Annotated in this window: 30 protein-coding genes, 1 tRNA gene and 1 pseudogene; 9 read left to right on the forward strand and 23 right to left on the reverse strand. The window is 60.5% G+C overall.

The annotated features are described in order from the left end of the window. Window positions 1–14: 14 nt before the first annotated feature. Window positions 15–257, reverse strand: a complete 243-nt coding sequence (locus tag GA0061100_RS35110; protein ID WP_425298683.1) for a hypothetical protein — start codon at window positions 255–257, stop codon at window positions 15–17. Here GA0061100_RS35110 and GA0061100_RS14270 point away from each other — a divergent pair. Together GA0061100_RS14270 and bfr are read left to right on the forward strand one after the other, a co-directional pair. After that, window positions 144–416, forward strand: a complete 273-nt coding sequence (locus tag GA0061100_RS14270; protein WP_245304927.1) for a (2Fe-2S)-binding protein — start codon at window positions 144–146, stop codon at window positions 414–416. The genes GA0061100_RS35110 and GA0061100_RS14270 overlap by 114 nt on opposite strands. Continuing rightward, window positions 382–867, forward strand: a complete 486-nt coding sequence (gene bfr, locus GA0061100_RS14275) for a bacterioferritin (RefSeq protein ID WP_075853386.1) — start codon at window positions 382–384, stop codon at window positions 865–867. The genes GA0061100_RS14270 and bfr overlap by 35 nt, the downstream gene beginning before the upstream one ends. Window positions 868–912: 45 nt before the next feature. Here the strand turns inward: bfr and GA0061100_RS14280 are convergent, their stop codons facing one another. From GA0061100_RS14280 to GA0061100_RS14315, 7 genes and pseudogenes are all read right to left on the reverse strand, one after another. Beyond that, window positions 913–1,452: an RNA pyrophosphohydrolase gene (locus GA0061100_RS14280; protein ID WP_075853387.1), complete on the reverse strand. Its 540-nt coding sequence runs from the start codon at window positions 1,450–1,452 to the stop codon at window positions 913–915. A 40-nt stretch (window positions 1,453–1,492) separates the two neighbouring features. Then, a complete protein-coding gene (locus GA0061100_RS14285) occupies window positions 1,493–2,686 on the reverse strand; it encodes a divergent polysaccharide deacetylase family protein (RefSeq protein ID WP_075853388.1) in 1,194 nt (397 codons plus the stop codon). Window positions 2,687–3,015: 329 nt separating this feature from the next. Further along, window positions 3,016–4,344, reverse strand: coding sequence for a S41 family peptidase (locus tag GA0061100_RS14295; RefSeq protein WP_075853390.1), 1,329 nt, complete (start codon window positions 4,342–4,344; stop codon window positions 3,016–3,018). Continuing rightward, window positions 4,334–5,773 (reverse strand): murein hydrolase activator EnvC family protein, encoded by a 1,440-nt coding sequence (locus GA0061100_RS14300; RefSeq protein WP_244557839.1) that lies wholly within the window; start codon window positions 5,771–5,773, stop codon window positions 4,334–4,336. Before GA0061100_RS14300 ends, GA0061100_RS14295 begins: the two co-directional genes overlap by 11 nt. 188 nt (window positions 5,774–5,961) lie before the next feature. Beyond that, on the reverse strand, window positions 5,962–6,444 hold the full coding sequence (gene rlmH, locus GA0061100_RS14305; RefSeq protein ID WP_075853392.1) for a 23S rRNA (pseudouridine(1915)-N(3))-methyltransferase RlmH: 483 nt from the start codon (window positions 6,442–6,444) through the stop codon (window positions 5,962–5,964). Between the two features lie 115 nt (window positions 6,445–6,559). Continuing rightward, window positions 6,560–7,002, reverse strand: a pseudogene (rsfS, locus tag GA0061100_RS14310) (ribosome silencing factor). Window positions 7,003–7,164: 162 nt separating this feature from the next. Then, on the reverse strand, window positions 7,165–7,464 hold the full coding sequence (locus GA0061100_RS14315; RefSeq protein ID WP_075853394.1) for a DUF1330 domain-containing protein: 300 nt from the start codon (window positions 7,462–7,464) through the stop codon (window positions 7,165–7,167). 285 nt (window positions 7,465–7,749) lie between these two features. Here GA0061100_RS14315 and GA0061100_RS14320 point away from each other — a divergent pair, with 285 nt between their 5' ends. Next, window positions 7,750–8,133, forward strand: a complete 384-nt coding sequence (locus tag GA0061100_RS14320; protein WP_075853395.1) for a winged helix-turn-helix domain-containing protein — start codon at window positions 7,750–7,752, stop codon at window positions 8,131–8,133. On the opposite strand, the gene modC is transcribed toward GA0061100_RS14320, so the two are convergent. The 11 genes from modC to rplU all read right to left on the reverse strand — a co-directional run bounded on the left by modC (window position 8,134) and on the right by rplU (window position 17,754). After that, window positions 8,134–9,207 carry a molybdenum ABC transporter ATP-binding protein gene (gene modC / locus GA0061100_RS14325; protein ID WP_075853396.1) on the reverse strand — a complete coding sequence of 358 codons (1,074 nt, stop codon included), beginning with the start codon at window positions 9,205–9,207 and terminating at the stop codon, window positions 8,134–8,136. It lies immediately after the preceding gene. Then, window positions 9,204–9,905 carry a molybdate ABC transporter permease subunit gene (modB, locus tag GA0061100_RS14330; protein WP_075853397.1) on the reverse strand — a complete coding sequence of 234 codons (702 nt, stop codon included), beginning with the start codon at window positions 9,903–9,905 and terminating at the stop codon, window positions 9,204–9,206. The genes modC and modB overlap by 4 nt, the downstream gene beginning before the upstream one ends. Window positions 9,906–9,988: 83 nt before the next feature. Beyond that, complete coding sequence (modA, locus tag GA0061100_RS14335) at window positions 9,989–10,786, reverse strand: molybdate ABC transporter substrate-binding protein (protein WP_075853398.1); 798 nt, start codon at window positions 10,784–10,786, stop codon at window positions 9,989–9,991. 561 nt (window positions 10,787–11,347) lie between these two features. Further along, window positions 11,348–11,929: a nicotinate-nucleotide adenylyltransferase gene (locus GA0061100_RS14340; protein ID WP_234910480.1), complete on the reverse strand. Its 582-nt coding sequence runs from the start codon at window positions 11,927–11,929 to the stop codon at window positions 11,348–11,350. 37 nt (window positions 11,930–11,966) lie between these two features. Beyond that, window positions 11,967–13,250, reverse strand: a complete 1,284-nt coding sequence (locus tag GA0061100_RS14345) for a glutamate-5-semialdehyde dehydrogenase (RefSeq protein ID WP_075853794.1) — start codon at window positions 13,248–13,250, stop codon at window positions 11,967–11,969. Then, window positions 13,243–14,412 carry a glutamate 5-kinase gene (proB, locus tag GA0061100_RS14350; RefSeq protein WP_075853400.1) on the reverse strand — a complete coding sequence of 390 codons (1,170 nt, stop codon included), beginning with the start codon at window positions 14,410–14,412 and terminating at the stop codon, window positions 13,243–13,245. Before proB ends, GA0061100_RS14345 begins: the two co-directional genes overlap by 8 nt. Next, window positions 14,409–15,515 carry a GTPase ObgE gene (gene obgE, locus GA0061100_RS14355; RefSeq protein WP_075853401.1) on the reverse strand — a complete coding sequence of 369 codons (1,107 nt, stop codon included), beginning with the start codon at window positions 15,513–15,515 and terminating at the stop codon, window positions 14,409–14,411. The genes proB and obgE overlap by 4 nt, the downstream gene beginning before the upstream one ends. Window positions 15,516–15,785: 270 nt before the next feature. Next, window positions 15,786–16,373 (reverse strand): GNAT family N-acetyltransferase, encoded by a 588-nt coding sequence (locus tag GA0061100_RS14360; RefSeq protein ID WP_075853402.1) that lies wholly within the window; start codon window positions 16,371–16,373, stop codon window positions 15,786–15,788. Then, window positions 16,370–17,005 carry a GNAT family N-acetyltransferase gene (locus tag GA0061100_RS14365; RefSeq protein WP_075853403.1) on the reverse strand — a complete coding sequence of 212 codons (636 nt, stop codon included), beginning with the start codon at window positions 17,003–17,005 and terminating at the stop codon, window positions 16,370–16,372. Before GA0061100_RS14365 ends, GA0061100_RS14360 begins: the two co-directional genes overlap by 4 nt. Window positions 17,006–17,134: 129 nt before the next feature. Next, window positions 17,135–17,404 (reverse strand): 50S ribosomal protein L27, encoded by a 270-nt coding sequence (gene rpmA / locus GA0061100_RS14370; protein ID WP_004127267.1) that lies wholly within the window; start codon window positions 17,402–17,404, stop codon window positions 17,135–17,137. A gap of 32 nt (window positions 17,405–17,436) precedes the next feature. Continuing rightward, window positions 17,437–17,754: a 50S ribosomal protein L21 gene (gene rplU, locus GA0061100_RS14375; RefSeq protein ID WP_004127263.1), complete on the reverse strand. Its 318-nt coding sequence runs from the start codon at window positions 17,752–17,754 to the stop codon at window positions 17,437–17,439. 306 nt (window positions 17,755–18,060) lie between these two features. On the opposite strand from rplU, the gene GA0061100_RS14380 reads away from it, so the two are divergent. Continuing rightward, window positions 18,061–18,150: transfer RNA gene (locus GA0061100_RS14380), tRNA-Ser, on the forward strand. Between the two features lie 65 nt (window positions 18,151–18,215). Here GA0061100_RS14380 and GA0061100_RS14385 read toward each other — a convergent pair. Then, complete coding sequence (locus GA0061100_RS14385) at window positions 18,216–18,611, reverse strand: cupin domain-containing protein (RefSeq protein ID WP_075853404.1); 396 nt, start codon at window positions 18,609–18,611, stop codon at window positions 18,216–18,218. Window positions 18,612–18,659: 48 nt separating this feature from the next. Between GA0061100_RS14385 and GA0061100_RS34665 the strand changes: the two genes are divergently transcribed. Next, window positions 18,660–18,836 carry a hypothetical protein gene (locus GA0061100_RS34665; protein ID WP_159444779.1) on the forward strand — a complete coding sequence of 59 codons (177 nt, stop codon included), beginning with the start codon at window positions 18,660–18,662 and terminating at the stop codon, window positions 18,834–18,836. 10 nt (window positions 18,837–18,846) lie between these two features. Here GA0061100_RS34665 and GA0061100_RS14390 read toward each other — a convergent pair whose 3' ends face one another. Then, window positions 18,847–19,767, reverse strand: coding sequence for an alpha/beta fold hydrolase (locus GA0061100_RS14390; protein ID WP_075853405.1), 921 nt, complete (start codon window positions 19,765–19,767; stop codon window positions 18,847–18,849). Window positions 19,768–19,919: 152 nt separating this feature from the next. Here GA0061100_RS14390 and GA0061100_RS14395 point away from each other — a divergent pair, with 152 nt between their 5' ends. Together GA0061100_RS14395 and GA0061100_RS14400 are read left to right on the forward strand one after the other, a co-directional pair. Further along, window positions 19,920–20,384, forward strand: a complete 465-nt coding sequence (locus tag GA0061100_RS14395) for a winged helix-turn-helix transcriptional regulator (RefSeq protein ID WP_075853406.1) — start codon at window positions 19,920–19,922, stop codon at window positions 20,382–20,384. Between the two features lie 220 nt (window positions 20,385–20,604). After that, window positions 20,605–21,267: a flavin reductase family protein gene (locus GA0061100_RS14400; RefSeq protein WP_075853407.1), complete on the forward strand. Its 663-nt coding sequence runs from the start codon at window positions 20,605–20,607 to the stop codon at window positions 21,265–21,267. 30 nt (window positions 21,268–21,297) lie between these two features. Here GA0061100_RS14400 and GA0061100_RS14405 read toward each other — a convergent pair whose 3' ends face one another. Further along, complete coding sequence (locus tag GA0061100_RS14405) at window positions 21,298–21,903, reverse strand: TetR/AcrR family transcriptional regulator C-terminal domain-containing protein (protein WP_075853408.1); 606 nt, start codon at window positions 21,901–21,903, stop codon at window positions 21,298–21,300. Window positions 21,904–21,978: 75 nt separating this feature from the next. Between GA0061100_RS14405 and GA0061100_RS14410 the strand changes: the two genes are divergently transcribed. Further along, a complete protein-coding gene (locus GA0061100_RS14410) occupies window positions 21,979–23,187 on the forward strand; it encodes a TCR/Tet family MFS transporter (RefSeq protein WP_075853409.1) in 1,209 nt (402 codons plus the stop codon). 97 nt (window positions 23,188–23,284) lie between these two features. Here GA0061100_RS14410 and GA0061100_RS14415 read toward each other — a convergent pair whose 3' ends face one another. Continuing rightward, window positions 23,285–24,202: a DUF1003 domain-containing protein gene (locus GA0061100_RS14415; RefSeq protein WP_075853410.1), complete on the reverse strand. Its 918-nt coding sequence runs from the start codon at window positions 24,200–24,202 to the stop codon at window positions 23,285–23,287. Window positions 24,203–24,679: 477 nt separating this feature from the next. Between GA0061100_RS14415 and GA0061100_RS14420 the strand changes: the two genes are divergently transcribed. Beyond that, window positions 24,680–25,636: a phytanoyl-CoA dioxygenase family protein gene (locus GA0061100_RS14420; protein WP_075853411.1), complete on the forward strand. Its 957-nt coding sequence runs from the start codon at window positions 24,680–24,682 to the stop codon at window positions 25,634–25,636. Window positions 25,637–25,741 lie beyond the last annotated feature (105 nt).

Genomic DNA, 25,741 nt, shown 5'->3' on the forward strand with positions numbered 1-25,741 from the left:
AATCAAACCGGCGATTAAAATGAATCGTTTCTTTCTTGACAAAGGGCGTCTTCTTTAGCAGATAACAAGACAGCGGATGTCATGTTTGACGGGCTGAGCGAAGAATGCTGGTTTGCAGTTGTAATTACATCACCGACAAGGAAATCCGGGAGGTCATCACCGAACTCCTCGATCAGGACTGTTGGCAGCTCATCGTTCCCGCCAAGGTTTATCACGCCATGGAAAAGCGCGGCCGCTGCTGCGGCTGTTTCCCGAATGTTGTTGATATCATTATACAGACAACCGAAGATTATCATGCCCGTCGGCACTCGACGGAAGCCGAAATATTTGATTTCATGTCCCGCCTGAAAAAATTCCATGAAGACAACAGGAGAGCGGACATTGAAAGGCGACAAAAAAGTCATCGAGCGGCTTAACGAGGCGCTGTTCCTCGAGCTTGGCGCAGTCAACCAGTATTGGGTTCACTATCGGCTTCTTGAGGACTGGGGCTACACCAAGCTTGCCAAGAAGGAGCGTGCGGAATCCATCGAGGAAATGCAGCACGCCGACCGCCTCGTCGCTCGCATTATCTTCCTTGAAGGTCATCCCAATCTGCAGACGCTGGCGCCGCTGCGCATCGGTCAGAACGTCAAGGAAGTGCTGGAAGCCGATCTTGCCGGCGAATACGACGCCCGCACGGCCTACAAGAAGTCGCGCGATATCTGTCATGACGCTGGCGACTATGTTTCCATGAAGCTGTTCGAAGAGCTGTTGACGGATGAGGAAGGCCATATCGACTTCCTCGAAACCCAGCTCGAGCTGCTCGGAAAAATCGGCGAAGCCAAGTACGGCCAGCTCAACGCTGACTCCGCCGATTCCGCAGAATAATCGACATCTTACGAAACCGGCCGCCAAGCGGCCGGTTGTCTTCGTTCAGTCCTCGGCCTTCAGGCCGGCCAGATGGCTGAATTCCGAAACGACCTGCTCGTAGACCGATCGCTTGAAGGCGACGATCAATCCGGGAAGCTCGGCCATCGGCTTCCATCCCCAGGCATCGAATTCCGCTTCATGGCCGCCCGGCGGAGGGTTGATGGCGATCTCGCTCTCGTCGCCGTCGAAGCGGAAGGCGAACCAGCGCTGCGTCTGGCCGCGATATTTTCCCTTGAGGCCGATGCCGATCAGCTGCGGCGGCAGATCGTAATTGATCCAGTCCTTCGCTTCCGCCATCAGGGTCACGGTTTTCATGCCCGTCTCCTCGTAAAGCTCGCGATAGGCGGCTTTCAGCGGATCTTCGTCCTCGTCTATGCCGCCCTGCGGCATCTGCCAGAGCTGCGGCGAGCCGTCATATTCGGAATTGCCGTCCGGAATGCGGCGGCCGGCCCAGACCAGGCCATCCCGGTTCAGGATCATGATGCCGACACAGGGGCGGTAGGGCAGGTCTTCGGCTCTTACGGGCGCGTGGGGCGTGCTCATTTCTCTCTCCAGGGTCAGGCCCAGGGAACCAGGCCAGGGGTCAGGGATGTTTCGGGTCGTCGGCAAGCGCCGAGACGGCGACGATTTCAACGCCGCGCATGGCGGCCTCCTCGCTCCATTTGCTAATGGCGTCGACACTCTCGTCGAAGGCGGAGGCGACGCCGATCGCGGAACCATTGCGGCGGGCGATGCGCTCGAGCTCGTCGAGTTTCCTGAGGATCGCATCCTGCTGCAGTTCGCCGTCGAGCTGCACGTCGGCAAAAGCATGCGGCACGTCCAGCGTCTTGGCGAGCGTTCCGGATTTGGATTGCGCCGAAGAGCCGTCATCCAGGAACAGCAGGCCGCGCTTGCCGATATCGCGCAGCACCGGTTCCATGGCGCCGGGATTGGCCAGAAAGCGGCCGCCGAGATAGTTCATCACGCCGGTGTAATTGGTGATCTTGCCCATCGCCTTGTGCAGGTTTTCGACATTCTTTGCAGCCGACAGCGAGGTCAGCAGCGTATCCGGGCCTGGATTGTTGCTGGGATAGTCGAAGGGCTCGAACGGCACCTGGATGAGGATCTCATGGCCACCGCGCCGTGCCTCCTGCATCCAGCGCTGCAGGCTGTTGCCGCTGACGGCAAAGGCGAGCGTGATTTCTTCCGGCAGCTTCTCGATGGCGCGCTGCGTGCCGGTCTGGCTGAGGCCAAGGCCGCTGACGACAATGGCGACGCGGGTGCCGCGAGCGCCTGACCAGGGCCGCGCATATTGATCCATCGGCCTCAGGCCGCTCGGTGAGGTGATCGGCAGCTTGCCGAAGGGCGAATCCTCCAGCAGGCTGTCATTCGGCGTTGCCGCCATGCGTGGGTCCTGGCCCACCTGATTGGCGTTGATCAATACCGGGCCGCTGCCGTCCCGATTGTTCGGGCTGAACATGGTGACGACCGAACCGTCGCCGGTAACGATGCGTGTGGCATTGGCGCCGGATTGCGGATCGACCTGCGTCAACCCGGCCTGGTCGATTTTCTCGGTCGCAGCAGGCTTGGTTTCGGCCGGAGGGGCCGGATCTTCCTTCTTTGCCGCCTCTACCGGCTGGGTCTTCTGCAGGTGATCGCGCAGAAGCGCCGAATAGAGAGAAAAGCCGGCGATCGCGATCAGACAGAAGCCGCCGAGAATGCGCCCAAAGGGGATGGAGCGCCGCTGGCGGCCGGGGCCGCGATTCTGTCCCAACGGTGCATGCAAATCCGTTCCCAAATTTCAATCCACCCCAAGCGGAAAACTGTATCGGCCTCGAGCATATCGCTCGCGGCGAAGCGGAAAAATGCCCGCGGCACTCAAAGTGCTAGAGCGGTTCAGTTTTCATGGAATCTCTGAACCGCTCTATCTCTTTGTTTTCACGCAATTCCGGACGGAAAACCGCTGCGCACTTTTCCTGGAATTGCTCTAGAACATGAACAAAACTGTTTCCGAACAAGGCCGGATTCATATGAAATTGAGGCTGGCGGAGAAGAGCGGAACGATACGCGTTATCCCGCTCCCTCATCATGAAAGCGCCGGGTCTGTTTCCAGCCCGGCGCCAATCCTTACTTGGAGGAAACCGCCTTTTCGGGGTTCGGCGGGAAGGCCGGATCGGTCTTGGCGCCGCGCAGCAGGTCGAGCGCGTAGTTGAGCTGGATATCGTCCTTCGGGTCCGGCGGCACATAGGCCGACGAGCCGGAGCCCTTGTCGGTTTCGCTCTGTCCCTTGATGTGGCCCGGCAGGCTGGATTCGCCTTCCGTCGTCAGCTTGCCCTTCAGATCATCCGGCAGCGGCTGGTCGACCTTGATATCAGGCGTGATGCCGGTGCCCTGGATCGAGCGGCCTGAGGGCGTATAGTAGAGCGCCGTCGTCAGGCGCAGCGCGCCGTTGCCATCACCGAGCGGAATGATCGTCTGAACGGAGCCCTTGCCGAAGGACTGGGTGCCGAGAATGGTGGCGCGGCGCAGATCCTGCAGGGCGCCGGCGACGATTTCCGAAGCGGAAGCCGAGCCGCCGTTGGTGAGCACGATGATCGGCTTACCGTCGGTCAGATCGCCGGGCGTGGCGTTGAAGCGGCGGGTCTCGTCCGGATTGCGGCCGCGGGTGGAAACGATCTCGCCACGCTCAAGCACATCGTCGGCAACGTTGATCGCCTGATCGAGCAGGCCACCCGGGTTGAGGCGCAGATCGAGGACATAACCCTTCAGTTTGTCGGCCGGGATATCCTTCTTGATCTTGGCGATCGCAGCTTCGAGGTCCGGCGTGGTCTTTTCGGTGAAGGAAATGATGCGGATATAGCCGACATCGCCGCCTTCCTCGCGCGACTTGACGGCTGCAACGGCGATGACGTCACGGATGACGGTGAGCTCGATCGGCTTGTCGACGCCCTTGCGCATCAGGGTGAGCTTGATCGGCGTCTTGACCGGGCCGCGCATCTTCTCGACGGCGTCTTCCAGCTTCAGGCCGCGGACGGACTGGCCGTCGATGGCGGTGATATAGTCGCCAGCAAGGACGCCAGCCTTGGCGGCGGGCGTGTCGTCGATCGGGGTGATGACCTTGACGAGGTCGTTGTCCATCGTCACTTCGATGCCGAGACCGCCGAACTCACCCTTGGTCTGGGTGCGCATGTCTTCCGCATCCTTGGCGTTCATGTAGCTCGAATGCGGGTCCAGCGAAGAGAGCATGCCGTTGATGGCGGCTTCGATGAGCTTGTCTTCCTGCGGCGGCGTCACATACTGCGCGCGGACGCGCTCAAAGACGTCGCCGAAAATCGACAACTCCTTATAGGTGGAAGTGCCAGCGGCTTCCGCCGGCGCTACCGCCGAGTAGATAACGCCCATCGCGGTCGCACCCATCAATGCGCCGACGAGAACAAGAGAAGCCCTACGTATCATTGCGTGCCTTTCCAGTGTCTTTGGAGGTCCACCAGGGCCGAGAATCGACCGGTTTTCCATCTTTTCGGAATTCAATGTAAAGCGTTGGCCGATCCGTTTCCAGCGCCAATGCGGTCGCGCTCGCGACTCTTTTTTGGCCCATTGTGGCAAGCGGCTCGCCAGCGAAGACGAATCTGCCAGGGCGCGTCTTGATCGCGTCCATGCCCGACAGCACCATGTGATAGCCGTCGCCCGTATCCAGGATGATCATCTGTCCGTAGCTGCGAAATGCGCCGGCATAGACGACCGTGCCGTCGGCGGGAGCCGTGACGAGCGCATCCGGACCGGTCGCGACGGTCAGTCCCATCGCGGTGTGGCCCGTGCCATCGTCGTCGCCGAACTGGCGGAGAATATCGCCCGCCACGGGCAGCTCCAACTTTTTCTTCAGGTCTGAGAAGGGATATGCGGGCGTAATGCGGTTTTTATCGGGCACGCCGTTCTCGGCAAGGGCTTTCGCCTGCTCGCGCTGCTGTTCGGTCATCTGAGCCCGGCGCGCTTCTTCCGCACGGGCTGCTGCGGCGGCGTCACGCACGGAGCCTATCTGGCTTTCAAGCGAGGCAACGAGGCCCTCCAGGCTGGTTGCCTGGCCTGCCAGCTCTTCCGCGCGCTTGCGCTCCGCCTCGAGCTGGGTCGTATTTTCCTTGTTGTGCTTGTCGTTTTCCGCAATCAGCAGATCCATGCGCCGCTCCTCCTCCAGACTGTTGGTCACGGTGGTGGTGAAGCTGGCTTTTTCGGCGGCTGCATCGGCCCTCAGTTTGCTCAGATCCGTAAGATCGGCGATGAGTTTGTCGGTTTCCTTGCGCATTCCGGGCACGACGGCGCCGAGAAGAATGGCGCTGCGCACCGAGGCGAGCGCATCGTCCGGCGTCACCAGCAGGGCTGGCGGCGGATTGCGGCCCATGCGCTCCAGGGCGCCCAGAACCTCGGCGAGCAGCGCGCGGCGATCATGCAGGGAGGCGCGGATCTTGTCTTCCTTGACGGCGAGATCCGTCAGCGTCTTCTCGCTCTGCTGGATCTTGCGATCCAAGTCCTTGCGGCGGGCGGCACTATCGATCAGTGCCTGGCGCAGGCTGGCGGTGCTCTTGTCGAGCGATGCGATGCTGTCTTCCAGCTCCTTGGTCTTGTCTGAAGAAAGACTGATCGTCTTTGAAAGTGCGTCGAGCTGCGTGCGAGTTTCATCGCGCTTGCGGGCAAGGTCTGCCGCCGGGTCAGGCGCCTGTTGCCCAGGCAGTGCCGATGTCGTCGTGGAAGGGCGATCGTCGGGCGCCTGCGGCGCGATGGCATCAGCTTCCTGTGCGACGGCAACATCCTCCCGGGAGAAAGGGCCTGTCATATAAGCGCCCATGCCGAGAGATGCCGCCAAAGCTGGCAGCACGAGACGCGAAAGCATGGGCGGGGCTTTTCTCATCCAGTCGGTTCGGGCCTGGTCCCTTCAGATCGCGTGAAAATAGGCTGATTTGCCGCGATCGGCTAGGAAGCATCGTCATTTTCAGGGCGGGAATCAAAACACGCCTGTGTGAGCGTTTCGTTAACGCAAAAGAACCGAAAGCCAAACTGTTTTCGAAATGGATGAAGCAATCACACCCGGTGGTAGGGGTGGCCGGAGAGGATGGTGACGGCGCGGTAGAGCTGTTCGGCAATGAGAATGCGGACCAGCTGGTGCGGCCATGTCAGCTTGCCGAGACAAATGGTCATGTCGGCCTTGTCGTAAAGGGATGGGTCGAGACCGTCAGCGCCGCCAATGGCGATCGTCAGGTCGCGCTTGCCCTGATCGCGGTATGTCCCGAGCATGGCGGCGAAGCCTTCGCTATCGAGCGCCTTGCCGCGCTCGTCGAGAAGAATGAGGACACCGCCTTCGGGATGCGCCTTTTGCAGCAGACCCGCCTCTTCGCGCTTGCGGGTCTCGCTATTGGAAGCACGGCTTTCGGCAACCTCGGTCATGCGCGTCATTTCCAGGCCGATGGCCGGCCCGGCCTTGGCGAAACGGTCGAGATAGCGAGCCGCAAGATCCTTTTCAGGGCCGGCTTTCAGCCGTCCCACCGCAAAGAGACCTATCCGCATACCCGCTCCCACGCATATCCGCCGTCATGGCGGCACAAAACGAAACCCTTGCCGGAGGCTCATCTCCGGCGATCTAAAAGCTGCGAACCGGGCCGGGAAAGCGTTCCGGGGTCGGTTAGTGCAGCGTGCCTTCGTCGAGATCGGGTGCGGCCCACATCTTTTCGATGTTGTAGAACTCACGGATCTCGGGTCGGAAGACATGAACGATGATGTCGCCGGTGTCGATCAACACCCAGTCGCCACCATCGAGACCCTCGACGCGGGCATTGCCGAAGCCCTCGTCCTTCAGGTCGGTCATGAGATGGTCGGCAATCGCCACGACATGGCGGTTCGATCGGCCGGAGACGACGACCATGTAGTCTCCAAGCGCAGATTTGCCAGCAATGTCGATGGTGACGATATTTTCGGCCTTGGAATCCTCGAGGCTAACGAGGACGGCTTGCAGGGCGCGGGCAGCGGCATCGGCGCCACGTTCCGAGCTCTTCGGGATAACGACAGGCGTTCTTCCCTTGGCGTGTACTGTTGTCAGTGCTCTTCCTTCCTTGAGTAACAGAACATGCACGTAAGTGATCTGAGTCGATCACATGATAAAGATAGGCATCAAAGCATTAAGGTTTCAAGACGCTGGCGGCCATCTTGAGGCGTTGAAGACAAGGATTTGTGTCCGAATAGGGCGCTTTCGCACCAGATATGGGTGAATATTCGCGCCGGCGGCCGAAATCAGGCTTCCAGGCTTACTCCGTCGACCAGAATGAGATTGCGGCTGAGAGCCCGATCGCGGACTTCGAGAGCGTGTGCATATTCCGGTGAGCCATACCAGGCTCTCGCTTGTTCCAGGTCCGGAAATTCCACGATTACGATCGCTTGCGGCGACCAGTCGCCTTCCAGCTTTTCGATCGGGCCGCCGCGGACAAGATAGTGCCCATCATAATGGGCGATGGAGGTGGCTGCGCGGGTCCGGTAGGTCTGGAAGGCCTCGGCATCCCTGATGGTGACGTCGGAAATGATATAGGCCGGCATCGATCTCCTCCTCTAAAACCCACGGCCCGCGCGATTCTTGCTTCTGTGCGCCAATGTGCTTTCCATGGAAGATCAGATAGGCCGACGCCGCGGCTTGTCCATTTCCCGCCGGCATGTACAGCCGGGCGAAGGCCGCGTATACACTAGAGCCGGATGATTTTAGGTCTGTTCGACCTAAAATCTGAATCCGCTCTAGCATCAAAGAAGTAGAGCGTGATGTCGTCCGAAAACCGCCTACACTTTTCGGCATCACGCTCCAAGCAGATCTCAAACGCTACAGATGTCATGACAGATGCTCCGCAGCCACCGTTGAAGCCCATTCTCCGCATCAGCTTTTCGGGGCAGGACCGGCTCGGGCGCGGCAAGATGGAGCTCCTCGAACATATCCAGGAAACCGGTTCGATCTCGGCCGCCGGCCGTGCCATGGACATGTCCTATCGCCGGGCCTGGCTGCTCATCAGCGAATTGAACCATATGTTCCGCGAACCGGTTGTGGAATCGCAACGTGGCGGCCAGAAGGGTGGCGGAGCCGCCCTGACGCCATTCGGCGAGGAATTGCTGCGGCGCTTCCGCAGTATGGAAACGACGCTGCGCGCGGCCATAGCCGACGATCTGAACTGGCTCGAGATCAATCGCAACCCGGCCGAGGCTTCTTCGGAAAAGTCCTGATCAGTGTTCTAGTGCCACGGTTTTGATGACTGCATGGATTGGCAGGCCGATGCGCAGCCCCAGCCGCTCGGCCGAGAATTGCGTGATGCGGGCTGTCACGATGTCGCCGCCGCAATCGATCCTGACTTCCGCCGTTCCGTCGACTGCCGTGCCGATCCCCAGCACCTTACCGTCGAGGATATTGAGGGCGCTGAGCCCCTCGGGCCTAGTTGTCGCCAGCATGACGTCGCGAGCCGGAATATGGACGCGTACGGTTTTGCCGATAGCGGCCGCCTGGCCCGGCACAAAGAGTTTTGCTGCCTTCAGCGCGACGACGGTCAGATGATGGCGATCGTCCATCGATTCCACACGGCCTTCGAGCAGCACGCCGGCTTCGCGCCGGTCCGCGGCCAGCGGGCCGGAAAGCTGGCTGAAGATGTCGACGGCGGCGCCGATCGTCTCGACCTTGCCGTCGCGCATGACGACGACGCGGTTGGCAAGCCGCGCCACCTCGGCGATGGAGTGGCTGACATAGATGATCGGTATCTTCGTCTCGTCGCGCAGCCGCTCGAGATAGGGCAGGATTTCCGCCTTGCGGGCTTCGTCGAGCGCGGCGAGCGGTTCGTCCATCAACAACAGTCGCGGTGAGGAAAGCAGGGCACGGCCGATCGCGACACGCTGTTTCTCGCCGCCGGAAAGCTTTGCCGGCCGGCGGTCCAGCAGCGCGCCAATGCCGAGAAGATCGACGACGCCGTCAAAGCTCTCGCTGCGCTCGTTCCGCGGAGCGAACCAGCGGCCGTAATTGAGGTTCTGCCGCACGGAGAGGTGCGGAAACAGCCGCGCCTCCTGAAAGACATAGCCGAAGCGACGGCGGTGGCGCGGCACGAAGATTTGCCTGCTGGTATCGGCAAGTACCGTGCCGTCAAGACTGATGCGGCCCTGGTCTGGCCGGGTGAGGCCGGCAATGATGCGGACGATCGACGTCTTGCCGGAGCCGGAACGGCCGAAAAGGGCGGTTACGCCGCCTTCCGATGTGAATGAAGCCTCCAGCGAAAAGGCACCGAGGCGATGACGGATATCGACCGAGAGCGTCATTCGAAGTCCACCCTGCGGCCGGCGAGGTAGGCGAGGAATTCCGAGGCGAGCAACGCTGCCATTGAAATGATGATCGCGACGATGGTGAGCCGCATGGCTCCGGCATCGCCGCCCGGCACCTGGGTGAAGGTGTAGATCGCCGAAGACAGCGTCTGGGTTTCGCCTGGAATGTTGGAGACGAAGGTGACGGTGGCGCCGAACTCGCCCATGGCCTTGGCAAAGGAGAGGATCATGCCGGCGATGATGCCGGGCAGAATCAGCGGCAGGGTCACGGTCCCGAAGGTCCAGATGGGGCTGGCGCCGAGTGTGCCGGCGGCTTCCTCAAGTTTGCGGTCGACGGCTTCGATCGACAGGCGGATGCTTCGGACCATCAGTGGAAAGCCCATGACGCCGCAGGCAAGTGCGGCACCCGTCCAGCGGAAGGAGAAGACGAGGCCGAGATATTGCTCGAAGAGCGCGCCGATCGGCCCCCTGCGGCCGAAGAGGATGAGAAGGATGAAGCCGGTGACAACAGGCGGAAGAATCAACGGCAGATGGATGAGGCCGTTGAGGATCGATTTGCCCCAGAAGCGGCCACGCGCAAGCAGATATGCGGCGCCGATGCCGAAGGGGAGGCTCACCAGCATCGCGACGATGGAGACGCGCAGGCTCAGCTCGATGGCCGTCCATTCGTCGCTGCTCAAACTCAATGCTTCCAAGCTCTGCCCCTTAAAACATCTCAGGCCCGCCATGGTCGGCGAGCCTGATATCGAACCTCATACCTGATTTGCGGTGATGACGCTCACTGCTTCAGGATGGTGAAGCCCTCATGCTCGAAGAAGGGAACAGCCTTAGCCGATTTCAGATAGTCAAAATAGGCTTGTACGTCCGGGTTCTTGCTGCTGTTGGTGATGGCGAAGGGGTAGACGATCGGCGGGTGGCTGTCTGCCGGGAAGGTGCCGACGACGGCAACGCCCGGATCGGCCGAGACGTCGGTCTGATAGACGATGCCATACGGGGCTTCGCCGCGCGAGACCAGCGCGAGTGCGGCGCGGACGCTTTCGGCGCCGGCAACCTTCTTTTCGACCGAAGACCAGACACCGAGCTTTTCCAGCGCAGTCTTGCCATATTTACCCGCAGGCACCGATTCCGGCTGGCCGATCGCCAGGCGGCCGTCGCCGAGCAGGGCGGCGAGATCAAAGCCATGCTTGATCTCGACCGGCTTGGCCTTGTCCTTGGCGGCGACCAAAACAAGCTTGTTGCCGAGGAGGTTTACCCGGCTGTCGTCCTTGATCAGCTTCTTGCCTGCGACATAGTCCATCCAGTTGGTGTCGGCCGAAATGAAGACATCGGCGGGTGCGCCGTTTTCCAGCTGCTTGGCAAGCGGTCCGCTTGCAGCATAGGAGACGGTGACTTCCTTGCCGGTTTCCTTGGTGAAGGCGGCATCGGCATTGTCGAGCGCGTTCTTCATGCTGGCGGCGGCAAAGACGACGATCTTGTCGGCGGCGAGCGCCGGCGTCGGAACGACCGAAAGGCCGAGCCATGCGGCTGATACTGCGGCGGTTGCAAGCTTGATCCATTGGCGTCGGCTGGTGGTCATCTTAATTCTCCCCAAAGATGTCGACATGTTTCGACAGATATAACGGCGAGAGAAGCTTGGCTAGGGATGTATTTGCAAAAATATATCGCGAAATTGTCACGTAACCCTACGAATTCTATGGATTTTCCGTGGCGCAGTGCATATGAAGGGTTTCGGGTATTGCAAAAATGCATGACTGGATTCGCCCAGCGGCTTGGCGAACGCTCACGAAGCAAGACGTAACGTTACGAACCGTGCGATTGCCGGCCTTTATCGCGATTGTTTGATTCCTGCAGTGAAAATCCGAACGCCGCGAATCTGCAAAAGAAGCGTTTTTTGGGCAGTAAATTTTCATAGCTATGCTATCAGTGCATTGCTGCATTGCGCAATCGACCATTTATCAATCGGTAAAATCTGGTAAAACATAATCATCGAGACGGCGATCTCCTCCTCCCAATGCCGTCCGATATGGATCAGCAACTCTCCTCCTCCCAGTTGCTGATCAGGTTTAAAAGCCCGACGCATCCTCCTCCCGCGTCGGGCTTTTTATTTTCCAGGTTTTCCCGAAAAAAATTGGTGGAATTACTGTGCGGCGCGCAAGGCGGTCGAGCTGAGTGCCGAACGCGGTCCATGGATGAAAGTCCAGGCCGGTGCACGCTTCTTCCAGAGCACGCGGGCGTCATCCTCGTCCACGCGGGCATAGTGGAATGTCTTGGCCATCTTGGCCGAGAGATAGGAGAGTGTGGATCCCGGCCGGTCGATGACAGCGATCGGGAAGGTGCGGGCGATCTCTTCCCACTTTTGCCAGCGATGGAACGTGTTCAGACTGTCGGCGCCCATGATCCAGATGAAATGGACCTGGCGGTTGCGCGCCTTCACATGCGCCAGCGTGTTGGCCGTGTAGCTCATTCCCAGCGTCTGCTCGAAGGCCGTCACCTTGATACGGGGATCGTGGAGGAGCTGTTCGCTGAGGGCGATGCGTTCGGCAAGCGGCGCCAGATGATTGCGGCTCTTCAGCGGGTTGCCGGGCGTCACCATCCACCAGAGTTGGTCGAGGCCGAGCCGGCGAAGAGCAATCTCGGCGACAAGCGCATGGCCACGATGCGGCGGGTTGAAGGAGCCGCCGAAAAGACCGACCACCATGCCGCGCTCGGCATGGGGCATGCGCAGATAGCGTTGATCGATCTCTTCCTTCAGCACGTCAGGGCCGTATCTGTCCGGTGCCGCGAACGCGATATTTGAAGGAGGTGAGCTGCTCGACGCCAACAGGCCCGCGCGCATGCATCTTGCCGGTGGCAATGCCGATTTCCGCACCCATACCGAATTCGCCGCCATCGGCAAATTGCGTGGATGCATTGTGCAAGAGGATTGCCGAGTCGATCTCGGTGAAGAAGCGTTCGACAACAGCCGGGTCCTCGGCGATCACCGCCTCGGTATGGTTCGACGAATATCTATCGATATGGGCGATCGCGCCGGAGATGCCGTCAACCAGCGCCACCGAGATGATTGCGGCCAGATATTCCGTCGTCCAGTCTTCTTCCGTTGCCGCCTTCAGGCCGGGTACAAGCTTGAGCACATCGGCCGAACCGCGGATTTCGCAGCCCGCGGCGTCAAGTCCGTCGAGCAACGGCTTCAAATGGGTGGAAGCGACCTTGTTGTCGACCAGCAGCGTTTCGGCAGCACCGCAAATGCCCGTACGGCGCATCTTGGCATTGACGACAATCGCTTTCGCCATTTCCAGATCGGCCGAAGCGTCGATGTAGATGTGGCAGAGGCCTTCCAGATGCGCAAAGACCGGCACGCGCGCCTCGGTCTGTACGCGACCGACCAGGCTTTTGCCGCCGCGCGGCACGATGACGTCGATATTGCCTTCCAGCCCACGCAGCATGGCGCCGACGGCGGCGCGGTCGCTGACGGGCACGAGCTGGATCGCATGTTCCGGCAGGTCGGCTGCCTTCAAGCCCTCAACCAGGCAATCGTGGATCGCCTGCGAGGAGCGGCGCGAATCGCTGCCGCAGCGGAGAATCACGGCATTGCCAGCTTTCAGGCACAGCGCGCCGGCATCGGCCGTCACGTTCGGCCGGCTTTCGAAGATGACGCCGATGACGCCGAGCGGCGTGCGGACGCGCTCGATCTGCAGGCCGTTCGGGCGATCCCAGGCAGCGATGACTTCACCGACCGGATCGGCGAGGGCGGCAATCGCGCGGATCCCCTCGGCCATCTCGGCGACGCGCTTGTCGTTCAGCGTCAGGCGATCGACGAAGGAGGCGAGCATATCCGTGCCCTCGACATCCTTCAAATCCTTGGCGTTTTCAGAGAGGATATGATCCTTGCCGGCCAGAATGGCGTCCGCCATGGCGTTCAACGCCTTGTTCTTGCTTTCCGTCGAAGCAAAGGCCAACGGTCGCGACGCAGCCCGGGCCTTGCGGCCGATATCGTTCATCAGCGCATCGATGTCGGGGCTTTGTGCGACAGTATCAAGCATGAGCTTCATCCTTCTTCAACTTCTCGGCCTTCGTCCTGACGGAAGCGGTCATGACGAGGTCGTCGCGATGCACCATGGCGGCGCGGCCGGGATAGCCGAGGATCGCCTCGATCTCAGCCGATTTGCGGCCGGTGATCTGGCGAGCCTCTTCGGCATCGTAGCCAACGAGGCCACGAGCAATTTCCCGGCCCGAGGGGCCGATGATGGCGACGGTATCGCCGCGGCCGAAATGGCCGACGACGCTACGCACGCCGGCGGGCAACAGGCTTTTTCCCGCGCCGAGCGCGGTGACGGCACCGTCGTCGACATGCAATTCGCCGGCCGGCTGCAGCTGCCCGGCAATCCAGGTCTTGCGGGCTGTCACGGGCGTACCCGACGGCGCGAACCAGGAGGAGCGGGCGCCATTTTCGATTGCGTTCAGCGGCCGGTCGGTCTTGCCCGATGCGATGATCATGGCGCAGCCGGCACCGGTGGCGATCTTGCCGGCATCGATCTTGGTGCGCATGCCGCCGCGCGAGAGTTCAGAGGCCGCGCCGCCGGCCATGGCTTCGATCTCTGGGGTGATCTCGGCGATGGCATCGAGGAATTTCGCCTGCGGGTCGAGATGCGGCGGAGCCGTATAGAGCCCGTTGATGTCAGACAGCAGCACCAGAAGGTCGGCGCCGGTCATGGTGGCGACGCGGGCGGCGAGGCGATCATTATCGCCATAGCGGATTTCGCTGGTCGCGACCGTATCGTTTTCATTGATGATCGGCACGGCGCCGATCTTCAGAAGCTGGTTGATGGTGGCGCGGGCGTTGAGATAACGGCGGCGCTCCTCGGTGTCGCCGAGTGTCAGCAGGATCTGGCCGGCGACGATATTGTCATGCGACAGACTTTCCGACCAGGCGCGGGCGAGCGAAATCTGCCCGACGGCCGCGGCCGCCTGGCTTTCTTCCAGCTTCAGCGCGCCGGAAGGCAGATCGAGCACGGAGCGGCCAAGCGCGATGGCGCCTGAAGAGACGACCAGCACATCGATGCCCTTGGCCTTCAATGCGGCGATGTCGGCACACATGCCGTCGAGCCAGGATTTCTTCAAGCCGGTCTTGCGATCGACCAGGAGGGCGGAGCCGATCTTGATGACGATGCGGCGGTAGCGGTCGAGCGGCTTGCGGGCTGTCATCCCTGATCATCCCCGTCTTCACCAAGACGTTCGTCAGCGCCCTCATCGTCGGAGAGCTGCATGTCGCGATGCCGCACTTTCGGGGCCTTTGCCGGCTTGTCCGCTTCGCCCGCATTGGCTTCGACAATCACGTCACGCAGCGCACGCAGCACTTCGGTCATGCCGCGGCCGGTGACGGCGGAAATCTGGAAGGGCGTCCTGCCGCAGGCGCGCGCCAGTTCGCGCGTCTTCTTCTTCAGCGTTTCCTCGTCCACCACGTCGATTTGCGAGAGGGCGACGATTTCAGGCTTGTCGGGAATGCTGTTGCCGTAGGCTTCAAGTTCGTGCTTCACGGTCTTATAGGCCTTGCCGACCTTTTCTTCCTGGGCGGAAACCAGATGCAGCAGCACGCGGGTGCGCTCGACATGGCCGAGGAAGCGGTCGCCGATGCCGACGCCCTCATGAGCGCCTTCGATCAGACCGGGAATGTCGGCGAGAATGAACTCCTGGCCGTCGATGGTGGCAACGCCGAGATTGGGATGCAGCGTCGTGAACGGATAGTTGGCGATCTTCGGGCGCGCGCGGCTGACGGCGGCGAGGAAGGTCGATTTGCCCGCATTCGGCAGGCCGACGAGGCCGGCATCGGCGATCAGCTTCAGCCGCAGCCAGATGGTCTTTTCCTCGCCGGGCAGGCCTGGATTGGCCCAATCCGGCGCCTGGTTGACCGAGGATTTGAAATAGGCATTGCCGAAGCCGCCATTGCCGCCGGCGGCGAGACGGAAGCGCTGGCCTTCCTGCGTGATGTCGCAGATCAGGGTTTCGCCGTCCTCTTCGAAGATCTGCGTGCCGACAGGCACCTTCAGCGTCACGTCCTCGCCCTTGGCGCCGGCGCGGTTCTTGCCCATGCCGTGCGTGCCGATCGTGGCCTTGAAATGCTGCTGGTAGCGGAAGTCGATCAGCGTGTTGAGGCCGTTGACGGCCTCGACCCAGACATCGCCGCCGCGGCCGCCATCGCCGCCATCCGGGCCGCCGAATTCGATGAACTTCTCGCGCCGGAAGGAGACGCTGCCTGCGCCGCCATCGCCCGAGCGAATAAAGACTTTTGCTTCATCGAGAAATTTCATCTTGCTACGTCCGTCACTCGGTATCGGCGCATATCCCTTCGGATCGAATGGGATTCACAAAGCCTATGCGCTCTTTTCAATTGCTGTCGTCTTTTACATCCGGAAGGACGCATCGGACGGCCATTTGCCCGTCATGTCGCCTTCGATATAGGCGCTTCGGGCTGAGGTCAAAGAATATCGTGCGGTTCCAGTGCCATAAAGGGGCGGAACTGCATGGCTGGCATGATGGTCATCGCCGGTTTGACCGGCGATGACCATTTTTCAAGGGCCTTAGGCCGCCTGCGAGAGCCGCAGCGCGCCCGGCCTCAACACGGTTTCGATGTGCGGAACCATGGTGTTGCGGGCAAAGCTGTAGATCTCCGAGCAACCGGTGATCTCGAAGCCGAGCCTCTGCTGCAGCTTCAAGGATGCCGGATTGTCGGCGAAGGCGCCGGAATAGACGGCGACTTCGGGCATGCGGCGGGCAAAACGTTCGAGCGCAGCCTTGACTGCTTCGGTCATGATGCCTTGCCGCCAGTAGAAGCGGTTCAGCCAATAACCGAGGTGCCAGCGGCCGTGGCGGAGCTCGATACCGACGTTGCCGATATGGGCATCATCCCGCTCGGTGATGGCCAGTTCCCAATCCATGCCGAGGCCGGAGGTGTGCTCGACCAGCCAGTCAAGCGCATCCTGCCGGTCATAGGGCGCGGGGACGCGGGCCAGCATGCGGGTGACGGCGAAATCCGAAAGCGACTCCGCAATCATATCGGCGTCGCTGAGCCGGTGCGGGCGCAGCGTCAGTCGGCCCGTCTGGATGACAGGCGTTGGCCCAGGCATAAGGATCCGGGCATCGCGGCGGGTGAGGGCAAGAGCGTTCATCTCATGCCTCCCCAGCTGCGCAACGATATCCAGGTCTTGCGGTCAAGCCTGTACCATTCGACCGGTACAGTGCTGCCGAGCGCCAGCGACGCGGCAAGGCCGGAGCCCTGGAACTGGAAGCCGCACTTCTGTACGACCCTTCTCGAGGCAACGTTGGTGACCCTGCAACGTGCGTCGATCTGGGCGACATTTTCGCGGGTGCGGAAGACCATGTCGATGAGGGCATGGGCTGCTTCCGTCGTATAGCCCTGGTTCCAGTGGGGCTCGCCCAGCCAATAACCGATCTCGACGGTGTTGGGATCACCCGTGGGTTCGACCCCGCAGCAGCCGAGAAAGGCGCCGTTGTCGGCTTTGGTAATGGCATAGACGCACTTGCCAATCTCGCCAAGCTTCGTGCGTCGCACGAAATCGGCGGCATCGGCGATCGTATACGGGTGCGGCATACGCGATACCATTGTGGCGACGTTGGCGTTGTTGGCGAGATGGGCAAGGGCGTCGATGTCTTCTTCGTGGGGCGCGCGCAGAACGAGCCTTTCCGACAGTAAGACAGGGCAATCGGTCCTTAACCGTTCCGGCCTCAGCCGCTCTTCGGGAGACCGCGATTGGCCTTCCCTTAACAATTCGCCTTGCATGGTTCAGTCCTCCTTGGTTGAGGGTAAAGAAAAAGGGGAGATGGCGCCCCATCTCCCCTTTTTTCTTGACTGAACCTTGTAGCGTCAGCCGGGTCGATGAGACGCCGGCTGTTTTAGAGCGCTACCGGCTTATTCCGCTGCTTCCGCTTTCGGCATTACAGACACGTACACGCGGCCATTGGCCTTCGTACGGTAGTTCACGTTGCCCGCCGTAAGCGCAAAAATCGTGTGATCCTTGCCGAGGCCAACGTTGGAACCCGGATGCCACTGCGTGCCGCGCTGACGCACGATAATGTTGCCTGCGATGACGGCTTCGCCGCCGAACTTCTTCACGCCAAGGCGCTTGGATTCGGAATCGCGACCGTTGCGCGAGGAACCGCCAGCTTTTTTGTGTGCCATTGGAGTTCTCCTTTAAACCTTGATCCCGTTACTTACTTGGCAGCCACGATGTCCGTGATGCGGACAACGGTGTGATGCTGGCGATGGCCGCGCGAACGCTTCGAGTTCTGACGACGGCGCTTCTTGAAGGCGATGACCTTCTTGCCGCGGTTGTGCTCGACCACTTCGGCCTTGACGGAAGCGCCCTTGACGAAGGGAGCACCAATCGCAGCGTCGGCGCCTTCGCCGATAACGAGGACTTCGGTGAATTCTACGGTGCCGCCGGCGGTGACTTCGAGCTTCTCGATGGTCAGCACGTCGTTGGCTGCCACACGGTACTGCTTACCGCCGGTCTTGATGACTGCGAACATTTTTTATCCTTTCATGTTCGTTCCGGCTCTCTCGCCTTGAGGGACGAGCGGCCGTCTTTTTATCAGTCGAAATTTAGCAGGAATTCCAAAGGCCCGAGGCCTTGTAAAAGATCTGCCGGTGAAGCCCTGCGCGAGGCGGGGCGGGCAAGGCGCAGACTTATCCACACCTATTGCGTCGCACGGGATATATAAGCGTCCCTGATCTGTCAAGGCAAAAGGATGAAAAGCTTTCATATTCGCCCTTGCCATCCTCTGCGACTGTCGCTATGAGACAGCCCGCGCTCAAACGCGCCGACCAGCATAACCGGAGAGGTGGCAGAGTGGTCGAATGCACCGCACTCGAAATGCGGCATACCTGCAAGGGTATCGTGGGTTCAAATCCCACCCTCTCCGCCATTTTGGCTTTTGTTTAAGGCCATTATCAATCAAGCTGATCCACTGAATAGCCGGCCTAAAACGTCTCAACCCTCGGGAAACCGATAAACCACATCCGCAAAAGACCCGGTCGGGAAGACGTAGAAGAATTTCAGGGTGGCGGATGATTCGTTGCGGATGCCGTGTTCGGCGTTGCCGGGGATGAAGACCGTTGTGCCTGATTTGACCGTGGTTTCCTCGCCGTCGATCCGGACGATGCCGGTTCCTTCGAAGATGAAGTAGATTTCCGATGGGTCGTGGCGATGCGGCTTGAGTTCGCCGCCGGGGGCGAGCTCGGCGATGCCGGCGCTCATGCTGTCGGTGGGGGTGATGTCGCTGCTGAGCAGCGTGTGCCAGGAGATGGAGCCGTGGACGGGGTCGTTCCATCCGTCGCGCGGGCGCTCTTCGGCTGTGGTGATAACGGCTTGCGATCGCTTTGTCATTTTGCCTCAAGACGGTGGTCAGCTGCCGTGCGGAACGGTGTCACAACCGTGGAGAATGTCAATCGGATCGGCATTCAATCGGCTGATATCGGCCGCCGTTCGCCGGTTCCCATCAATTCTCCCAAAGACCATTTGGCGGGGCTGGCAGAGGGGCGAGCCATGCTGTGGCTGGCAGAAGCGGGAAGGCTTTCCCGCTTCTGCGCCTTGTATCGAATTCAATTCTGAACGACGCTTTTCAGGTCCTACGTAGGAAGTCCGCGATCAGGCCCGAGACAGTCTCCGGGGCGTCTTCGAAGCAATAATGGCCGACGCCCTGGAGGCGCTCGATGGGCGCCGACGGAAAGATGGCGGAGAAGAGCGGCAGGAAATGCTCGGCATGCAGCGTTTTGTCCGCCTCGCCCCAGATGGCGAGCGCCGGCCTGGAGCGGATGGTGCGATCGGCGGCCGGATCGGGCGTTTCGAACCGGTGGGCGCCGGTTGGAAAACCCTTGGCCCAGCCGAGCGCGCCGAGACACTCGGTTGCAGTCGCGAAGGGTGCGCCATAGGCGTCGATCCAGGTGTCGTTGATGACGGCGTTGTTTTCGAAGCCGTTGAGCTTGAGGGTGCTCAGAATGTTGAAGCCGAGATTGTTGAGCACCGGCTCCAGCGTGCCGTCGTCCTCGGCCTTGGCGATCCATTGGAACCACGGCGATACGGCTGCATTGGCCGTGAGTCGATCGAAAAGATCCGGCTGACCGAAGGGCGTCGGCCCGTTTGCCGAGATGATGCGGCGGATGCGATCGGGCTGACGGGCGGCAAAGCCCATGCCGACCGGGCCACCGAAATCATGCATGACGAGGGTAATGCCGGTGAGGCCGAGAGCCGCAACGAAAGCTTCCAGATTGGCGACATGGTCCTGCAGCCAATAGCTGCGGCCGGTTGGCGTTTCGCTCTTGCCGAAGCCCATGTGATCGGGAACGACGACGCGGTGCGTGCGGCTCAGCGTCGAGATCAGATGGCGAAAAAGGTAGCCCCAGGTGGGCTCGCCATGCAGGCAGAGGATGATCTCGCCGTCGCGAGGACCTTCGTCGACGTAATGCATGCGGAAGCCCGGTGCATCGGTGAAATGCGGTGTCAAGGGGAACGTGCCGGCAAATGTCGCATCAGAGGGAATCACGATTGTTCTCCTAATGTGGTTTTAGTTTGAAACCATGATTTCAGTATCTCTTGTGGTTTTAGTTTGCAACCGATATGCTGGAGTGACGATGCAGGTGCCTATCCGCGCCTGCTACGATACGGACATACGAAAGCAAGCGAGGGCAGGGCGGCATGGCCAAGAGAATAAGCCATAGGGATTCCATGTGCGGGGTGGCGCGGCCGCTGGATGCGATCGGCGACTGGTGGTCGCTGCTGATCATCCGCGATGCCTTTGATGGGCTGCGCCGGTTCGGCGAGTTTCAGAAGAGCCTCGGGCTTGCCAAGAACATCCTCTCGGCTCGGCTACGTAATCTCGTTGCGCACGGCATCATGGATACCGTGCCGGCCTCAGATGGCGGCGCCTATCAGGAATATGTGCTGACGCGGAAGGGGCAGGGCCTGTTTCCGCTGCTGGTAGCGCTTCGCCAGTGGGGGGAGGATTTCTTCTTCGAGCCGGATGAGCCGCATGTGACGCTGGTCGACAGGGTGACACACTTGCCGGTACGGCGACTGGAGCTGCGGGCGCAGGATGGGCGCATGCTGATGGCGGAGGATACGGTGATCGTGGTGCCGTCGCCCGCAGGTGAGTACGAATAAGTTGGTCGGCAAAAGTCTCGCTGGCTCTTCGGCAGAGTTTACTCGGCGACCAGACCGCTGCGGCGCAGGAGCGACAGGAAGAGAAGCGGATTGGCGCCGTCAGAGGATTGCCTGAGTGAATAAGGGCTGGCGTACCGGCCCCGGAGCAATAGTTCGGTCACGGCCGAACTATTGCAGGCGTCATGTTGGCTACATTGAAACTCTCAAAGGAGAGTTTGCAATGTTGACGAACACAGCCGAATTCCGCGCGACCGAGAGCGATGGCGGGCATATCGAGATCAGGCCGAGCGTACTTTATATCGGCACTCCCGTCGTGCTGATTACGAGCCTTAACCCTGATGGCACGACGAATATCTCGCCGATGTCCTCGTTTTGGGCCCTATATGACCGGGTGGTTCTCGGCCTGACCTCGACCAGCAAGGGCCGGGAAAATCTCATGCGCGAGCGGCAGCTGGTGTTGAATTTTCCGTCGCCGGGGCTGTGGCCGAAAATCGAAGCGATCGCACCGACGACGGGACGCGATCCCGTTCCGCCGCACAAGCAGAAGATCGGTTACCGTTTTGAGGCCGACAAATTCGATGTGGCCGGCTTGACGCCGCAGGCGGCCGACCTCGTGCGGCCTCTACGCATCGCCGAATGCCCGATCCAGTTTGAGGCGGAGGTGGTGGCGGCGCATCCTCCCGGCGCGGAATGGCCCTTCGAGCGCACCGAGGCGTTCTCCATTGTCGAAGCGAAAGTCATTCGCGTTCACGCGCACAAGGATATTGTTGTTGCCGGCACCAATCATATCGATACCAGCAGGTGGAGCCCGCTGCTCTATGTGTTTCGACATTACTTTGGCACCGGGCCGGATCTCGGCCGCACCTTCAAGGCTGAGAGATGATGTGCTCTCCGGCCTGGGCAGTCCGCGCGATCATCTGCCAGCTTCAGCCCCGGCTATCAGCAGTTCCAGACCGGCTTCGAACAGGGCCTCATGGCCGTTGGCACGGTAGAGCGACAAGGCCTTGGCCAGGTTCGGATGGCTTTCAGCGGCGATATCAAGCGCCGCCTGCTCCTGGGAATCGGCCATATCCGCCTGCTCCTCCAGCACGCATCCTACCACATAGCGGCTGATCGCAATCTGCAGCTCCAGCGCCTTTCCCGGATCAAAGCCGGCGACGAGCAGGCATTCGAGCTGGGCTTCGATCGCGTTGAGATGCGACGGATCGACCTCGGTGCCGGCATGAACGCGGGCACCATCGCGCCATGCCAGCAGGGCAGAGCGGAAGCTGCGGGCGTTGGCGCGCAGGAATTCCTGCCAGGTCTCCTCGGCCAAAGGTATGTTACGGGTATGATTCCGTTTCAGCATCTCGGCATTCATCGCCGCGAGCAGGGCCTGCTTGCCCTTGAAGTGCCAATAGAGCGCCGGCTGCTGGACGCCGAGGCGCTGGGCGATCAGCCGTGTCGACAGGCCGTCGATGCCGACTTCGTTCAGGATGGTCAGTGCAGCATCGACGATCTGGTTCCTGTCGATTTTCATGGCCTCTCCGATTGACTATCTTTCACGCATAATTTATCGACGATAAATTTCCTTATCAATGATAAGTTTTATAGTATGAACAAGATGCTTCTGACCATTCTGGCCGTCGTCGTTCTCGATGCTGCCGGCACTGGCTTGGTGATGCCCATTCTGCCGAAACTCCTCAAGAGCGTGGCGCATTCGTCCGAGCTCGGCTGGCGCTATGGTGCGTTCCTGTCTCTCTATGCGGCGCTGCAGTTTCTGGCCTCTCCCGTTCTCGGGACGCTGAGCGATCGTTACGGTCGCCGGCCGGTGCTGCTTATCTCGCTGGCGGGCGGCGTGATCGACTATGCCTTCATGGCATGGGCGCCGGGCTTTTGGTGGCTGTTCCTCGGGCGTGCCGTCGCCGGCCTGACGGCGGCCAACGCAGCGGTCGCAACCGCCTGCCTTGCCGACATCACGCCGGAGGAGCGTCGTACGCGCGCCTTCGGGCTTCTCAGCGCGTGCTTCGGCATCGGCTTCATTCTCGGACCTGTCATCGGCGGGGTGCTCGGCACGATTTCGCTGCGCGCGCCTTTCGTGGCGGCTGCGTTTCTGGTGATGGTGAATTTCATTGTCGCGCTTGTCGTGCTGCCTGAGACGCGGACGGTAAAGCCCGAGCGGATCGATCCAGCCGCCTTTCATCCACTGGCGCCGCTGCGCTGGATTGGTGCGTTTCCGCCGCTGCTGTTCATGTCCGTCCTTCTTGCCATCGTCGGCGAGGTCGGCGGCACCGTCTGGGTGCTCTATGGTCAGGACAAGTTCGGCTGGGATACGGCAACCGTCGGCCTGTCTCTCGCCGGCTTCGGCCTGTTCCATGCGCTGGCCCAAGCTTTCGTCGCCGGCCCCTTGAGCGAGCGCTGGGGCGAACGCTGCGCGCTTGTCGTCGCGATCGCCTGCGATGGCGCGGCCTATGTTGCCATCGCCTTCGTCACACAGGGGTTTCTCGTCTTTCTTCTGTTTCCGCTCTTCTGCCTCGGCGGGATCGGCCAGCCGGCGCTGCAGTCCTTGATGACGCAGCGCGTCGGTGCAGACGAGCAGGGGCGCCTGCAGGGCGTGCTGATCAGTCTGACGAGCCTCGCTTCCATGATCGCGCCATTGGCGATCAGCGAGATCTATTTCGCATCAAGACATGTCTTTCCCGGCCTGGTCTGGGTGATCGGGGCCGCGCTCTATCTCTTGTGTGTGCCGGTATTGTTTGCAAACCGGAAGCGGGCAGATGGGCCGCTGGAAGGAACGGCACATCGGCAAGGCGAGCAGCCCTGAAGGGCGCATGGCGGAATAATGCAAAGGAAGCGGGCGGCCAGCCAGCTATATGGCAGTGCCACGGTTTAGCATGAATGGCGCCACCGCTTGTCCGTGATCAGTTGACGGATTCGTCCGGATCGGTGTCCTTGGCCTTGGTGAAGAGGCTCTTCAATGCACTGGTCTTGGCTTTCGTCGCCTTGTTGGCCTTGATCGCCCGGGTCGCCGCCTTGGCCTGTTCCAGCATCATCTCGATCTGGATCTGCTGGATTTCCGTCAGTCGTTCCCATTGGCGATTAAGGAGATGGTCGACCTTTTCATGCAGGTGACGGATTTCCAGTTCGGCCTTCAGGTTGACCTTATAGTCATTGAGGGCACGCAAGCGATCCTTCTGTTCCTGGCGGCGCTGGCTCATCATGATGATCGGCGCCTGCAGGGCGGCGATCGTCGAGAGAATGAGGTTCAGCAGAATGAACGGATAGGCATCGAAAGCCTGTTTGTCGCCCATGAGGACATTGATGCCCATCCAGACGGCGAGAAACAGACAGAAGGAGATGATGAAGGTCCAGCTGCCGCCGAAGGACGCGACGCCATCTGCCATGCGGTCGCCGATGGAGCGGTGGTCCTCGTAATCCTCTTCGATATTCTCGGCCAGCGTATCATGCGTCTTCAGGCTTTCGACGACCTCGTCCTCGAGGTTGGAAAGCTCGCCGCGCTCCACCGTCAGCAGCTCGGCGATATATTGGGCGCGATAGTCGTCCATGACCTTGCGGCTGATATAGTCGTCGGCGCGAAGTTCGGGATGCTTCAGCCGCATGAAATCCGCCAGCGAGGGGCGGAGGTCGTCGACATGAACAGCATCTTTTTTCTTCAGCACCTGACCGGTGATGGCATCGATCAGCTTGACGGACTTGGCCTTCGCCTGCGCGAGGCTCTTGGTATAATCGTTCATTTCCACAACGGTCGGGCTCTCGCCCTCGCCCGCGTCGAAATCGACGATGCCTTCCGCCGGCTCAAAGGTCTTTGTTTCTGTCATCTAAGGGGCCTTCTTTGACGCTTTTTTCGTTCATCTAGCCAATAATGCGAACAGGAATATGACTGTTAGAAGACAGTGAAAATTGCGGCCGGTAAAAGCCATTGCCACCTATCCGCAACTTTCCTCTTCCGTCTGCTCCTGTAGGATTCTTAGCGCCATTATCCTAAGCAACGGCAAATGCAATGCATGGTTCCTGTTGTCCATGCGCCTGCTTCGACTGTGGGATTTGAAAGACAACTGTTCCGGGCGATTTCGTAAACGTTTCCGAAAGCGCTGCGTGTTTCCGTCAAAATTTCTACGGCTTCGATCAGGTTTTGAGTTTCTCCCCCCTTGACCAACAGCGGCCGACCTCTATTTGCCGCGGTGCAACAGATATTCGCCAGCGCGAATAAATATTGAAGTTTCAAAGGATTACGTCGCATCAACAGGAGTTGGGCCTGTTGCCACGGGTTTTGCACATGTGCGGAAAGGATAGCTATGCACAATCCCCCGGCAAGAGACTTGGAGTCCGTCGCCCGGCAGGGTAGCCGCTTCAAGCGGATGGCTGTTAGGATACCGACCTACCTGACTGATCTTAAAGAGAATCCGGCCTGGTTGCCTATGTTCCTGCTGGCCCGAACCCTGCCGTTTCGGCGGATGCATTGGTTTGCCACCAAGCAGCCTGTCAGGCTTTCCGTTTCCGGACCTTCGATGTTTGCGGACGTCGAGCGTGGTGCCGTCGTCAAGGCCTTGCGGACGGATGGGATCTATCCCAACCTGATGCTGCCGGATCACATTCATCAGGAAATTGCCGAATTCGCGCTGGCGACCGGCTGCTACGGCAATTTCAACCGGCAGCTCGAATTCGTCGCAAGCGAGCATCGGCAGGCGGAGGCTCGTTTCGGACGACCGATTCTGAGCGGGCACTTCTTCGAGCGCTCGCTCGATTGCGAGGCCGTGATGGCGGTCCAGCTCGATCCGCTACTGGTCGACGTCGCCCGCCAATATCTCGGCGGCCAGGCCAAGGTCATCACGACACGCATCTGGTGGAGCTTTCCGACCCAGGCTTCCGAAGCCGATAGAAGCCTCGCCTCGCTTGATAAATATCACTTCGATCTCGACGATTGGCGGATGCTGAAGTTTTTCTTCAACCTTGTCGATGTGGATGAAGGCACCGGCCCGCATGTCTTCGTCAAGGGAAGCCACAAGCGCCGCCGGGTCCGGCATCAGCTGACCTTGCTTGTCGGGCATCCGGCCAATGAAGTGCTCGACTATTACGGACAGGCGAATGCGCTGACGCTGACCGGCAAGGCCGGCTCCGGTTTCGTCGAAGATCCCTTCGGCTTCCATATGGGTACCGTGCCGACGCAAAAGCCGCGGCTGATGATGGAGGTCGGTTTCGGCGTCTCGAAACCGTCGCAGCGCCGCTTCCACGGCGAACCCGTGCTGCGCTGAAGTAGGTAACGCGAAAGTGCGCAGCGGTTTTCCGTCTGGAATTGCGTGAAAACAAAGAGATAGAGTGCTTCAGAGATTCTGTGAAAAGCTCTGTCGCTCTAGCTT

The sequence above is a fragment of the Martinezella hainanensis genome, from assembly GCF_900094555.1.
GTDB classification, from domain to species: domain Bacteria; phylum Pseudomonadota; class Alphaproteobacteria; order Rhizobiales; family Rhizobiaceae; genus Rhizobium; species Rhizobium hainanense.